General features: G+C 71.4%; 15 protein-coding genes. 4 read left to right on the top strand and 11 right to left on the bottom strand.

The genetic code is table 11. From position 1 onward, the window contains the following. On the top strand, positions 1–278 hold a 278-nt coding region (locus ACFWW8_RS37395; protein ID WP_386537095.1), incomplete at its 5' end, for a DUF397 domain-containing protein. 81 nt (positions 279–359) lie between these two features. Here ACFWW8_RS37395 and ACFWW8_RS37390 read toward each other — a convergent pair. The 5 genes from ACFWW8_RS37390 to ACFWW8_RS37370 form a co-directional block, all read right to left on the bottom strand. Then, positions 360–1,730, bottom strand: coding sequence for a dicarboxylate/amino acid:cation symporter (locus ACFWW8_RS37390; protein ID WP_386537092.1), 1,371 nt, complete (start codon positions 1,728–1,730; stop codon positions 360–362). 385 nt (positions 1,731–2,115) lie between these two features. Then, positions 2,116–2,388 (bottom strand): DUF4229 domain-containing protein, encoded by a 273-nt coding sequence (locus ACFWW8_RS37385; protein WP_386537100.1) that lies wholly within the window; start codon positions 2,386–2,388, stop codon positions 2,116–2,118. A gap of 141 nt (positions 2,389–2,529) precedes the next feature. Continuing rightward, positions 2,530–3,054, bottom strand: coding sequence for a GNAT family N-acetyltransferase (locus tag ACFWW8_RS37380; protein WP_386537090.1), 525 nt, complete (start codon positions 3,052–3,054; stop codon positions 2,530–2,532). Positions 3,055–3,174: 120 nt separating this feature from the next. After that, positions 3,175–4,338, bottom strand: coding sequence for an aminofutalosine synthase MqnE (mqnE, locus tag ACFWW8_RS37375; RefSeq protein ID WP_267724010.1), 1,164 nt, complete (start codon positions 4,336–4,338; stop codon positions 3,175–3,177). 83 nt (positions 4,339–4,421) lie between these two features. Then, a complete protein-coding gene (locus ACFWW8_RS37370; RefSeq protein WP_267724008.1) occupies positions 4,422–4,877 on the bottom strand; it encodes an Lrp/AsnC family transcriptional regulator in 456 nt (151 codons plus the stop codon). A 122-nt stretch (positions 4,878–4,999) separates the two neighbouring features. Between ACFWW8_RS37370 and ACFWW8_RS37365 the strand changes: the two genes are divergently transcribed. Beyond that, positions 5,000–5,134 carry a hypothetical protein gene (locus ACFWW8_RS37365; protein ID WP_386537085.1) on the top strand — a complete coding sequence of 45 codons (135 nt, stop codon included), beginning with the start codon at positions 5,000–5,002 and terminating at the stop codon, positions 5,132–5,134. Here ACFWW8_RS37365 and ACFWW8_RS37360 read toward each other — a convergent pair. After that, on the bottom strand, positions 5,131–5,820 hold the full coding sequence (locus ACFWW8_RS37360) for a UbiX family flavin prenyltransferase (protein WP_386537082.1): 690 nt from the start codon (positions 5,818–5,820) through the stop codon (positions 5,131–5,133). The genes ACFWW8_RS37365 and ACFWW8_RS37360 overlap by 4 nt on opposite strands. Before the next feature lie 166 nt (positions 5,821–5,986). Here ACFWW8_RS37360 and ACFWW8_RS37355 point away from each other — a divergent pair, with 166 nt between their 5' ends. After that, positions 5,987–6,529, top strand: coding sequence for a rhomboid family intramembrane serine protease (locus ACFWW8_RS37355; RefSeq protein WP_386537097.1), 543 nt, complete (start codon positions 5,987–5,989; stop codon positions 6,527–6,529). On the opposite strand, the gene mqnP is transcribed toward ACFWW8_RS37355, so the two are convergent. Genes mqnP through ACFWW8_RS37340 form a run of 3 tightly spaced genes read right to left on the bottom strand, consistent with a single transcriptional unit; the run spans position 6,510 to position 9,366 of the window. Beyond that, on the bottom strand, positions 6,510–7,433 hold the full coding sequence (gene mqnP, locus ACFWW8_RS37350) for a menaquinone biosynthesis prenyltransferase MqnP (RefSeq protein WP_386537079.1): 924 nt from the start codon (positions 7,431–7,433) through the stop codon (positions 6,510–6,512). The two genes, ACFWW8_RS37355 and mqnP, sit on opposite strands and share 20 nt — an antisense overlap. Continuing rightward, on the bottom strand, positions 7,433–7,912 hold the full coding sequence (locus tag ACFWW8_RS37345; protein WP_386537077.1) for a hypothetical protein: 480 nt from the start codon (positions 7,910–7,912) through the stop codon (positions 7,433–7,435). Before ACFWW8_RS37345 ends, mqnP begins: the two co-directional genes overlap by 1 nt. Beyond that, a complete protein-coding gene (locus ACFWW8_RS37340) occupies positions 7,909–9,366 on the bottom strand; it encodes a menaquinone biosynthesis decarboxylase (protein ID WP_386537075.1) in 1,458 nt (485 codons plus the stop codon). Before ACFWW8_RS37340 ends, ACFWW8_RS37345 begins: the two co-directional genes overlap by 4 nt. Before the next feature lie 90 nt (positions 9,367–9,456). Here ACFWW8_RS37340 and ACFWW8_RS37335 point away from each other — a divergent pair, with 90 nt between their 5' ends. Continuing rightward, positions 9,457–9,792: a PLD nuclease N-terminal domain-containing protein gene (locus tag ACFWW8_RS37335; RefSeq protein WP_386537073.1), complete on the top strand. Its 336-nt coding sequence runs from the start codon at positions 9,457–9,459 to the stop codon at positions 9,790–9,792. 33 nt (positions 9,793–9,825) lie between these two features. Here ACFWW8_RS37335 and ACFWW8_RS37330 read toward each other — a convergent pair whose 3' ends face one another. Together ACFWW8_RS37330 and ACFWW8_RS37325 are read right to left on the bottom strand one after the other, a co-directional pair. Continuing rightward, positions 9,826–10,551 carry an HPP family protein gene (locus tag ACFWW8_RS37330; RefSeq protein WP_386537070.1) on the bottom strand — a complete coding sequence of 242 codons (726 nt, stop codon included), beginning with the start codon at positions 10,549–10,551 and terminating at the stop codon, positions 9,826–9,828. Between the two features lie 99 nt (positions 10,552–10,650). Then, on the bottom strand, positions 10,651–11,322 hold the full coding sequence (locus ACFWW8_RS37325) for a TetR/AcrR family transcriptional regulator (RefSeq protein WP_386537068.1): 672 nt from the start codon (positions 11,320–11,322) through the stop codon (positions 10,651–10,653). Between the last annotated feature and the right edge of the window lie 17 nt (positions 11,323–11,339).

Below are 11,339 nucleotides of genomic sequence, written 5' to 3'. Positions count from 1 at the left end.
CGGCGACAGCCCCCGGTCCACCCCCCACCGGTCCGCGAGCGCGTCCACCAGCAGCAGCCCCCGCCCTCCCTCCGCGCCCTCGTCCGCGTCGCGGAGACCCGGGACCCGGTTTCAAGAGCAGCTTCAGCGACAGCGGCGACATCAACGACTGCGTCGAGATGGCCGCCGATGGCCCCGGGGCCGTCCACGTCCGGGACTCCAAGGACGGCCGGCTCCCCCACCTCACCGTCGCCCCCTCCGCCTGGGCCCGGTTCGTGGCGCACGCCTCCGGCCGCTGACCCCCGCCGGGACGGCGCCGGTACGCCGACAGCCCCCGCCCGGACGGGGACGGGGGCTGCGGCGGGTACGGGGCGGGACGGTCAGACGGTGGCCGGGACCTTTTCCGCCGGGGCGTCCGCCGCGCCGGCGGCCGGGGTCTGGGCCGGGGCCGACTCCGGCTCCGGCTCGTCCAGGGCGGATGCCGAGGCCGAGGCGTACGCCTCCTTGTCCAGGATCCCCTCGCGGGCCGAGACGATGACCGGGACCAGGGCCTGGCCGGCCACGTTGGTGGCGGTGCGGATCATGTCGAGGATCGGGTCGATCGCCAGCAGCAGGCCGACGCCGGCCAGCGGCAGGCCGAGGGTGGAGAGCGTCAGGGTCAGCATGACCGTGGCGCCGGTCAGACCGGCCGTCGCGGCCGAGCCGATCACCGAGACGAAGGCGATGAGCAGGTATTCCTTGATGCCCAGCTGCACGTCGAAGATCTGCGCGATGAAGATCGCGGCGAGCGCCGGGTAGATGGCGGCGCAGCCGTCCATCTTGGTGGTGGCGCCGAACGGGACGGCGAAGGAGGCGTACTCCTTCGGGACGCCGAGGCGCTCGGTGACCTTCTGGGTGACCGGCATCGTGCCGACCGAGGAGCGGGAGACGAACGCCAGCTGGATGGCGGGCCAGGCGCCCTTGAAGAACTGGAGCGGGCTGACCTTGGCGACGGTGGCGAGCAGCAGCGGGTAGACGCCGAACATCACGAGGGCGCAGCCGATGTAGACGTCGGCGGTGAAGGTCGCGTACTTGCCGATGAGGTCCCAGCCGTACGTGGCGATCGCGGTGCCGATGAGGCCGATGGTGCCGATCGGGGCGAGGCGGATGACCCACCACAGGGCCTTCTGGAGCAGTTCCAGGACGGACTCGGCGAGGTCGAGGACCGGCTTGGCCTTGCTGCCCAGCTGGAGGGCGGCGATGCCGGCGACGACGGCCAGGAAGACGATCTGGAGGACCTTGAGCTCGGTGAACGGCGTGACGATGTCCGTCGGCACGATGCCGGTCAGGAAGTCGATCCAGGAGCCCGCCCGCTTCGGCTCCTTGCCGTCGGCGGCGGTGAGGCCGGTGCCGGAGCCCGGGTCGGTCAGCAGGCCGATGCCGATGCCGATCGCGACCGAGATCAGCGAGGTGATCATGAACCAGAGGAGCGTGCGGGAGGCCAGCCGGGCGGCGTTGTTCACCTTCCGGAGGTTGGTGATCGACACCAGGATCGCGAAGAAGACGAGCGGGGCGACCGCCAGCTTCAGCAGCTGGACGAACAGGTCGCCGGTCTTCTCCAGGGTGGTGCCGAGCCAGCTGATGTCCTGGCTGCGGGCGAGCCAGCCGAACAGGACACCGAGCGCGAGGCCGGCGATTATCTGGGCCCAGAAGGGAAACTTGAACGAGGCCTTGGCGGGAGCCTGGGCCTGGGGGGTCGCGGACACGGACACTCTCCGGGGGACGCACAACGAACTGACGGGATGGGTTCTGCGGTGGCGGCAGCCGGAAAAGGGCCGGCCGGGACCGCTGCTGTATCGATTCGGCTCAACGCGGAGCGGTCGTCAGCGACAACAGCAACAGGCCGCGGAAACGCGGCGGCAGAGGTCGACGTGCAGGCGCGCCACGAGCGGAACGCTCATGGTCATCGGGTGCGCAGCTGGGGTCGACATGGTGAACACGCTAACACTTGCGCTTTGAGAATCTCAAAGGCGTTCTTTGGGTCGACGGCGCACGGGAATCCCGCACACCGGCCCTGGACACGCGAAAGCCCCAGCGTTACGGGCGGTATACCCGTCGCTGGGGCGGTTCGGTGTGTGAGGAAGCCAACGGCGGGAGCTACGAGTTCACGCGTGCCGCGTCGTCCGCCAGGTCCTCCTGGCTGCGGTTCGAGGCGAGCTTCTCCTTCGCACCGGCGACGCGCCCGGAGATCTGCTCGGACATCTCGTCGCGCTGCTTGCGCAGGAGGACGAAGGAGAGCGGGGCGGAGATGACGAGGGCGAGCAGCACGATCCAGGCGAAGTTGGCGTCGCCGATCGAGGAGGGCACCCAGCCGAGGCGGACGAGGCCCGCGACGGCGACGAGACATCCGACGAAGATGCCCAGGCGCATCGCGGTGTAGCGGATCGTTGCGCTCGGCTTGAGGGACACGGTGACCCCTTCTCTCTCGTCGTCCTGCGTCGGGATGTGCCCGTCCAGTGAAGCACGCCCGGCTTGCGCTCAGGGCCGCCGGGGGTCCGGTCCCGCCGCGCGTCAGCGCAGCGGCAGGAGCATCGTGATGTCGTCGCGGTCGTCGCCCGGCGCCACCCGGATGGCTTCGGGGACGCGGCCGACCTCCTTGTAGCCGCAGGCCGCGTAGAAGTGCTCCAGGCCGTGGCCGCCGCGGCAGCCGAGGCGGATGGCGTCGACGCCCTCGATGGAGCGGCCCGCGGCCTCCACCGCGGCCATCAGGTCGCGGCCGTACCCGCGGCCCTGGAGGCGCGGGTGGACCATCACCGTGTACGCCCACACCCAGTGGAGCTGGAGCCGGTGCGTGTTGTGGGTGAGGAACGCGGTCGCCGCGAGCCCGCCGTCGGCGTCGTGGCCGACCAGCAGCCGGCTGCCCCCGTCGGCCACCGAGGCGAGCTGCGTGATCAGCGCGGGGCGGATGTCGTCCACCGTGACCGGGGGGACGAATCCGACGGCGCCGTCCGCGTTGGTGACGTCGGCCCACAGTTCCAGGATGCCGTCACGCAGAGTCGTGTCGATCACCGGATCCAGGGTGAAAGTAAGGGTCATAGCTGGATTCTATTCATTACATTCTGCCTCGTCCACGCACCGCTCGACCACGCACCCCACGACCACGCAAGCCCCGGCCGTCCCGGCCGGGGCTTGATCGTGGAGCGGAGTGCGAGCGCGTCAGACGCGCATGGCCTGCGGGGTCTCGCGCAGACCCTCGACCGGGCCGGGGTACTCGCGGATGATCTCGTAGCGGGTGTTGCGCTCGACCGGTCGGAAGCCGGCCTCCCGGATCAGCTCCAGCAGGTCCTCGCGGCCCAGCTTGTTCGGGGTGCCGTAGTTGTCCGCGTCGTGCGTGATCTTGTATTCGACGACCGAGCCGTCCATGTCGTCCGCGCCATGCTGCAGCGCCAGCTGGGCGGTCTGCACGCCGTGCATCACCCAGAAGACCTTCACGTGCGGCACGTTGTCGAAGAGCAGGCGCGAGACCGCGAAGGTCTTCAGCGCCTCCGCGCCGGTCGCCATCGTCGTCCGCGCCTGGAGCTTGTTGCGGACCTTGCCGTCCTGCATGTCCACGAAGTCATGCTGGTAGCGCAGCGGGATGAAGACCTGGAAGCCGCCGGTCTCGTCCTGGAGCTCGCGCAGCCGCAGCACGTGGTCCACGCGGTGGCGCGGCTCCTCGATGTGCCCGTACAGCATCGTCGAGGGCGTCTTGAGCCCCTTGGAGTGCGCGAGGCGGTGGATGCGCGACCAGTCCTCCCAGTGGGTGCGGTGGTCGACGATGTGCTGGCGGACCTCCCAGTCGAAGATCTCCGCGCCGCCGCCGGTGAGCGACTCCAGGCCCGCCTCGATCAGCTCGTCCAGGATGTCGGAGGCCGACATGCCGGAGATCGTCTCGAAGTGGTGGATCTCGGTGGCGGTGAACGCCTTCAGCGAGACGTTCGGCAGCGCCTTCTTCAGCTCCGACAGCGAGCGCGGGTAGTAGCGCCACGGCAGGTTCGGGTGCAGGCCGTTGACGATGTGCAGCTCGGTGAGGTTGTCGTTCTCCATGGCCTTCGCCAGGCGCACGGCCTCCTCGATGCGCATCGTGTACGCGTCCTTCTCGCCCGGCTTGCGCTGGAACGAGCAGTACGCGCACGACGCCGTGCACACGTTCGTCATGTTGAGGTGGCGGTTGACGTTGAAGTGGACGACGTCGCCGTTCTTCCGCGTCCGCACCTCGTGGGCGAGGCCGCCGAGCCAGGCCAGGTCGTCCGACTCGTAGAGGGCGATACCGTCCTCACGCGTCAGCCGCTCGCCGGAGCGGACCTTCTCCTCCAGCTCGCGCTTGAGCCCAGCGTCCATGCCGGTCGCCCGCCTTCCTCTGTGTCCCGCAGCCCTGTCCCGCTGCTGCCGCCTGCTGCCTGCAACCGCGACCAACCGTACTCTCAGGCTTCCTCGGGAAGTTCCCCGACCCGGTTCTCCCACTTGGTGGAGAGCACGATGGTCGTCCGGGTGCGGGAGACGCCCTTCGTCCCGGAGAGCCTGCGGATGATCTTCTCCAGACCGTCCACGTCGTTGGCGCGCACCTTCAGCATGAAGGAGTCGTCGCCCGCGATGAACCAGCAGTCCTCGATCTCGGCGAGGTCCTTGAGCCGGCGCGCCACGTCCTCGTGGTCGGCGGCGTCGGAGAGCGAGATGCCGATCAGCGCCGTGACGCCGAGGCCGAGCTCGGCGGCGGCCACGGTCGCGCGGTAGCCGGTGATGACGCCGGCCGTCTCCAGCCGGTTGATGCGGTCGGTGACGCTGGGGCCGGAGAGGCCCACGAGACGGCCCAGCTCCGCGTACGAGGCACGACCGTTCTCGCGAAGTGCCTGGATGAGCTGCCTATCCACCGTGTCCATTTACGTGGAGCCTTCCATTATTCGGCGATCCTGCAAGTCTAGGTATAGAATCTAAGGCGCGCAGGGTCAACACCCTGCGAATCTTTCAACAGATCACTGACGATCTTCAGGAGTGGTTCACCGTGTACACGATCGAGATGGCCTACGCGCACATGCGACAGCTCCAGGAGCTGGCCAACCGATCCCGTGCCCACCAGCCCGCCGCCGCGCACCGCGCGGACAAGACCCGGGGCCCGCGGGCCGCCAAGAAGGCCTAGCCCCCACCGCTCGCCTCCCGGGATCGGGAGCCCCCACCGAGCTCCCCCTCCCACCGGCGGTACAGCCCGTGCGGCACCCCTGCCGCGTCGAGCACCCGCCCCGCGACGAAGTCCACCAGGTCCTGGATGTGCGTCGCACCCGCGTAGAACGCCGGAGAGGCGGGCAGCACGACCGCGCCCGCCTCGTCCAGCGCCACCAGGTGCTTGAGCGTCTGCCCGTTCAGCGGGGTCTCCCGCACCGCGACCACCAGCCGGCGCCGCTCCTTGAGCGTCACGCTCGCGACCCGCTGGAGCAGGTCCTTCGACAGCCCGAGCGCCACCCCCGCCACGCACGCCGTGGACGCGGGCACGATCAGCATCCCCTTGACCGGGTACGAGCCCGAGCTCGGCCCGGCCGCGAGGTCCCCGGCGCCCCAGTACCGCACGTCGTCGAGCGGCACGTCGAGGAAGGTCCCCGGCTTGCCGTCGGCCCCCCGGGCCAGCCACTGCGCGAGGTCGTCCCGCCAGTGCGCGTCCCGGAACGCGATCCCGGTCTCGTCCAGCAGCGTCAGGCGCGAGGCCCGGCTCACCACCAGGTCGACGCCCTCCCCCGCCGCGAGCAGCCCGCGGAGGACCGCCGCCGCGTACGGCGTCCCGGACGCCCCGGAAACCCCGACCACCCACGGGGTGCGCTTGCGCTCAGTCATACCTCCGAGACTATCCGGCCAATGCGAGCGGGCACTCGTTAAGGTGTCCCAGACGTTCCAGGGGGTGGGACGGTACGAGGCGGGACCGTACGAGGGGGAGCACGTGAGCACCACGCTGGAACCGACATGGACGCGCGGCGACCGGGCCAAGGCCGCCGCGAAGCTGATGCTGGGTCTGGTCGCCCTGCTCTGGCTGATCGAGGGGATCGACCTGGTCACCGGCCACGCCCTGGACCCCTACGGCGTCAGGCCCCGCGACCCCGACCACCTCGTCGGCATCGTCGCCCACCCGTTCCTGCACTTCGGTTTCGGCCACGTGGCGGCCAACAGCTTCCCGCTGCTGGTCCTCGGCTTCGTCACCGCGCTCAGCGGGATCCGGCGCTTCCTCGCGGTGAGCGCGCTGGTCTGCCTCGCCGTCGGCGTCGGCTCCTGGCTGGTCGCCCCGCCCCACACCCTCGGGGCCGGCGCCTCGGGCCTGGTCTTCGGCCTCTTCGGGTACGTGGTCGTGCGCGGCTTCGTCGAGCGCAGCCCGCTGGGCATCGCCGTGGGCCTGGCGGCGGCCGCCTACTGGGGCGGCTCGTTCCTCCTCGGCGTGGTGCCGACCGACTCCGGCGTCGGCTGGTACGCCCACCTCATCGGCCTGGTCGCGGGCGTGCTGACGGCGCTGTACTTCCGCCGGCCCGCCCGCCCTATACGGACAGGCCCCTGACCACCAGGTCGAGCAGGGCGCACACGAACAGCGCGATCCCGATGAAACCGTTGACCGTGAAGAACGCCCGGTTCAGCCGGGACAGGTCGTGCGGTTTCACGATGGTGTGCTCGTAGAGGAACGCCGCGACGACGACCACCAGACCGGCCCAGAAGAACGCGCCCGCACCCGTCGCCAGGGCGTACCAGACCAGCAGGCCCGTGGTCACGACGTGCGCGCCGCGGGCACCCCACAGGGCCGCCGGGACACCGAAGCGGGCCGGGACGGACTTGACGCCCTCCGCACGGTCCGCCGCCACGTCCTGGCAGGCGAAGATCAGGTCGAAGCCGCCGATCCACACGCCCACCGCGAGCCCGAGGATCACCGCGTCGCCGGACCACTCGCCGGTGACGGCCAGCCAGGCCCCGACCGGGCCCATCGCCTGGGCCAGGCCCAGGATGGCGTGCGGGAAGTTCGTGAACCGCTTGCCGTACGGGTACACCACCATCGGGATCACCGCGACGGGCGCCAGCGCCAGGCAGAGCGGGTTCAGCAGCGCGGCCGAGCCGAGGAAGACGGCGAGCGCGATCCCGGCCCCGGTCCAGGCGGAGCGCACCGACACCGCACCGGTGACCAGCTCGCGGCCGGCGGTGCGCGGATTGCGGGCGTCGATCTCGCGGTCGATGATCCGGTTGGCGGCCATCGCGAAGGTCCGCAGGCCCACCATGCACACGGTGACGAGCAGCAGCGTGCCCCAGTGGACCGTGCGGTCCAGCTGGAACATGGCGGTCAGGGCGGCGATGTAGGCGAAGGGCAGCGCGAAGACCGAGTGCTCGATCATCACGAGCCGCAGGAAGGCCTTCACCTTGCCCGTGGCCTCCGGCGCGGGGCTCCCCTGCCCGACGATCCCGTCGGCGGTGGCCATCACAGGCTCCGGCGGAACTGTTCGAGCTCGGCGCGCAGGTCCGCGAGGGCCGTCGGGCCGATCTCCACGTCCAGCGGCGCCGCCGCGTCGGAGCCGGGCGGGGTGACCCGCGCCAGGAAGGCGAAGCCCTCGCCGGCCGGGCGGCCGTCGAGGCGGAGCAGGCCGTGCCCGGCCACCGCGAGTTCCACCGTGAACTCGGCCTCCGGGTCGGCGGTCGCCTCCAGCAGGCGCTGCGCGAAGGCGGCCGCGTCGGCGTCGGCGAGTTCGGGCAGGTCGACCTCCCGGCCCTCGCCGTCGGTCCGGTCGGCGATCAGCTGCCACAGGTCCGAGGGACCGGCGAACTCCTCGGGCGTCACGCCCGCCCGCTCGGCCGCCTCCCGTACGCCCTGCTGCGCCGGGTCGATCTCGGGGCGCACCAGCGCCACGCAGGGCGTGTCGCTGCCGATGAACAGGGCGGGTCCGCCCACGGCGATGCTCACAGTCCGTATTCCTTCCAGCGGCTGTCCACCAGAGCCGCGGTGGCCGGGTCGGACTCGACCATGTCGGGCCAGCCGCCGTCGCGGGTGTAGCCCTCCTCGGGGAGCTTCTTCGTGGCGTCGATGCCCGCCTTGCCGCCCCAGAACTGCTGGTACGAGGCGTGGTCGAGGTGGTCCACCGGGCCCTCGACGACGGTGAGGTCACGGGCGTAGTCGGTGTTCCCGAGCGCCCGCCAGGACACCTCGTGCAGGTCGTGGACGTCGCAGTCCTTGTCCACCACGACGATCAGCTTCGTCAGCGACATCATGTGTGCGCCCCAGATGGCGTGCATGACCTTCTGCGCGTGCTTCGGGTACTTCTTGTCGATCGAGACGATGGCGCAGTTGTGGAAGCCGCCCGACTCCGGCAGGTGGTAGTCCACGATGTCCGGAATGATGATCTTCAGCAGCGGCAGGAAGAACCGCTCCGTCGCCCGGCCCAGCGGGCCGTCCTCGGTCGGCGGCCGGCCCACGACGATCGACTGGATCAGCGGGCGCTTGCGCATCGTCACGCAGTCGATCTTCAGTGCCGGGAAGGGCTCCTGCGGCGTGTAGAAACCGGTGTGGTCGCCGAAGGGGCCCTCGGGAAGGGTCTGCCCCGGTTCCAGCCAGCCCTCGATGACGACCTCGGCGTTGGCCGGGACCTGGAGCGGGACCGTCTTGCAGTCCACCATCTCGATCCGCTTGCCCGCGACGAACCCGGCGAAGAGGTACTCGTCGATGTCCCCCGGCAGCGGCGCCGTGGAGGCGTACGTCACGGCGGGCGGGCAGCCGAAGGCGATCGCGACCGGCAGCCGCTCGCCGCGCGCGGCGGCGACCGCGTAGTGGTTGCGGCTGTCCTTGTGGATCTGCCAGTGCATGCCGATGGTGCGCTTGTCGTGGCGCTGGAGGCGGTAGAGCCCGAGGTTGCGCACGCCCGTCTCGGGGTGCTTGGTGTGCGTGAGGCCGAGGTTGAAGAAGGAGCCGCCGTCCTTGGGCCAGGTGAAGAGGGCCGGCAGCTGCTCCAGATCCACGTCGTCCCCGGTGAGGACGACCTCCTGGACGGGCGCGGAGTCGCCCTTCACCTTCTTCGGCGGCACGTGGATCATCGACCCCAGCTTGCCGAAGGCCTCGCGGACCCCGATGAAGCCCTGCGGCAGCTCCGGCTTCAGCAGGCCGCCGATCTTCTCGCTGATCTCGGCGTACGACTTCAGGCCGAGGGCCTTGAGCAGCCGGCGGTCGGTCCCGAAGACGTTCATGGCCAGCGGCATCGCCGAGCCCTTGACGTTCTCGAAGAGCAGGGCGGGCCCGCCCGCCTTGTTCACCCGGTCGACGATCTCGCCGATTTCCAGGTACGGATCGACTTCGGCCTTGATGCGCTTGAGGTCGCCCTCCCGCTCCAGAGCCCGGAGCAGCGAGCGGAGATCGTCGTAAGCCATAGGGGCAAGTATCCGTCACCAACTACCCTGGAGGAGTCACCGGGGCCCGACGCGGGCCCGCCGCCACTGCCTGGGAGTCGGTCCCACACCGTGCTGCGCTATCTGCCGTTCCTGCTGATCATCGGGCTGACCATCTACACCTTCATCGACTGCCTGAACACGCCGGAGGAGGAGGTCAAGCACCTTCCCAAGGTGGTCTGGGTGATCATCATCCTGCTGTTCTCCATCGTCGGGCCGGTGGTGTGGCTGTTCGCGGGCAAGAAGCGGTCCGCGGTCGGCGGCGGCGGTGGTTTCGGCGGCGGCCGGGCGCGCCGGGCCGCGTGGGTGGCGCCGGACGACAATCCGGAGTTCCTGAAGTCCCTGCGGGACGAGCAGGACGAGAAGGACGAGAAGCGGGACCGGGACGAGAAGCGGGACCAGGAGTAGCCCTGCCCTCCGGGTGGGTGCGGGGGGCGGGGTTCACCACCAGTACGCGGGGTAGCGCGGCGCCGACGGGCGGATGCGGGAGGCCGTGTACTCGGTGAGGACGAGCAGGGCCCCCGCACCGAGCAGGAGCGGTACGAACGCGGCCGGGCCGGGCGCTTGCAGGACGATCACCACCGGTGTCGCGCAGGCCGGGGAGTGCGGTGCGCGGGCGGCCAGGGTGAGCGCCAGGGTCAGGGCCGCGGCCACCGCGGCGGCCCAGGCGCTGCCGCCGGCGGTGTACAGGACCGCGTACCCGGTCGCGGCGCCGAGCAGGTGCCCCAGCAGGACGCTCCGCGGCTGGGCGAACGGCAGCGCAGGGGCGCCGTGCACGAGGGCGGCACTGGCGGCCAGCGGCGGTATCAGTACCGGCTCGCGCAGGACGGCGCCGAGCGCGGCCAGCGCCAGTAGCGCGGTCGCGGCGGCGCTGACGGTGTGGAACGCGGCCCCGGCGGAGGGCGGCGCCGGGGCACGGCGGACGCCCGCGGGCCCGCCCGCCCCCGCGGCGGACACCGCCGGAGCGACGGCGGCCGGGGCAGCGGCGGCCGGGGTGGCGGACACGGCCGGAGCCGCCGGGGCGGCGGCGGCCGGGGTGGCGGCGGCCGGGGTGGCGGCCGGGGTGGCGGCGGACACGGCCGGAGCCGCCGGGGCGGCGGCGGCCGGGGTGGCGGAGCTGCGTACGGCGGAGCTGCGTACGGCGGAACCGGACACGGGACCCGGCATGGCGGCCTCTCCTGGCGGACGGCTCCCGCCCGGCTGATGCGCGTCGCCCGGCGGAGGCACCGCCCGGCGGGCGGGTCCGCCGACGCTAGCCGCCCCCGGTTACGCGCCGGTCGGCCGCGCGCCGGCCGGACCGACGGCGGCCGGACCGAGCGCGGCCGGGCCGTCCTCGACCAGCCCCACCACGTGCGCGGTGATCATCTCGGTGATGGTGTCGACGACCGGCGCGCCCGCCGGTCCCCCGTCGTCGCCGAGGACGAGGAGGCTCAGGGTGAACCCGTCGGTCATGGCCGCCAGGTAGCGGGCCAGCACCGGCACCGGGACGCTGAGGTCGAACGCCGCGGTGCGGCGCAGCTGCTCGATGAGCTCGGCGTACGTCTCCCCGTACAGCTCGTACTGGCGGCGGGCCAGGTGGCCGAAGCCGGGCTGGCGCAGGGCGTACTGGGTGAGCTCGTAGGTCAGCATGTGCTCGCCCGGGTGGGCGCGCACGTGGTCCCAGTACGCCTCGAAGCCCGCCCGGATGGTCTCGCGCAGCGTGGGCCGGGGCCGGATCGCCTCCTTGACCACCGTCACGTAGTGGTCGGTGATGGCCGTGATGACGGACTCGAAGAGGGCCTGCTTGGAGTCGAAGCAGTAGTGGAAGACGCTCAGCGAGACGCCCGCCTCGGCGGAGATGGAGCGGGTCGTCGCCCGGGCGACCCCGTCGCGGGTCATCACGCGGATCGCCGCCTCCGTCAGCTGGCGGCGTCGCTCGGGCAACGGCGTGCGTGCCATGCGGTTCCTCCGGTGGG

It is taken from the genome of Streptomyces sp. NPDC058701, assembly GCF_042715295.1.
Lineage (GTDB): Bacteria > Actinomycetota > Actinomycetes > Streptomycetales > Streptomycetaceae > Streptomyces.
The sequence above is the reverse complement of the archived record's forward strand: the minus strand, read 5'-3'. Positions and strand labels throughout refer to the sequence as shown.

Bases quoted from the DNA above. Each gene is read 5' to 3' on its own strand.
- ACFWW8_RS37330 (WP_386537070.1), bottom strand. From the start codon at position 10,551: ATGCCGGGTCCCGTGTCCGGTTCCGCCGTACGCAGCTCCGCCGTACGC.
- ACFWW8_RS37385 (WP_386537100.1), bottom strand. From the start codon at position 2,388: ATGCGCCTGGGCATCTTCGTCGGATGTCTCGTCGCCGTCGCGGGCCTC.
- ACFWW8_RS37355 (WP_386537097.1), top strand. From the start codon at position 5,987: ATGCTGGGTCTGGTCGCCCTGCTCTGGCTGATCGAGGGGATCGACCTG.
- ACFWW8_RS37325 (WP_386537068.1), bottom strand. From the start codon at position 11,322: ATGGCACGCACGCCGTTGCCCGAGCGACGCCGCCAGCTGACGGAGGCG.
- ACFWW8_RS37340 (WP_386537075.1), bottom strand. From the start codon at position 9,366: ATGGCTTACGACGATCTCCGCTCGCTGCTCCGGGCTCTGGAGCGGGAG.
- mqnE (WP_267724010.1), bottom strand. From the start codon at position 4,338: ATGGACGCTGGGCTCAAGCGCGAGCTGGAGGAGAAGGTCCGCTCCGGC.
- ACFWW8_RS37360 (WP_386537082.1), bottom strand. From the start codon at position 5,820: ATGACTGAGCGCAAGCGCACCCCGTGGGTGGTCGGGGTTTCCGGGGCG.
- ACFWW8_RS37380 (WP_386537090.1), bottom strand. From the start codon at position 3,054: ATGACCCTTACTTTCACCCTGGATCCGGTGATCGACACGACTCTGCGT.
- mqnP (WP_386537079.1), bottom strand. From the start codon at position 7,433: ATGGCCACCGCCGACGGGATCGTCGGGCAGGGGAGCCCCGCGCCGGAG.
- ACFWW8_RS37370 (WP_267724008.1), bottom strand. From the start codon at position 4,877: ATGGACACGGTGGATAGGCAGCTCATCCAGGCACTTCGCGAGAACGGT.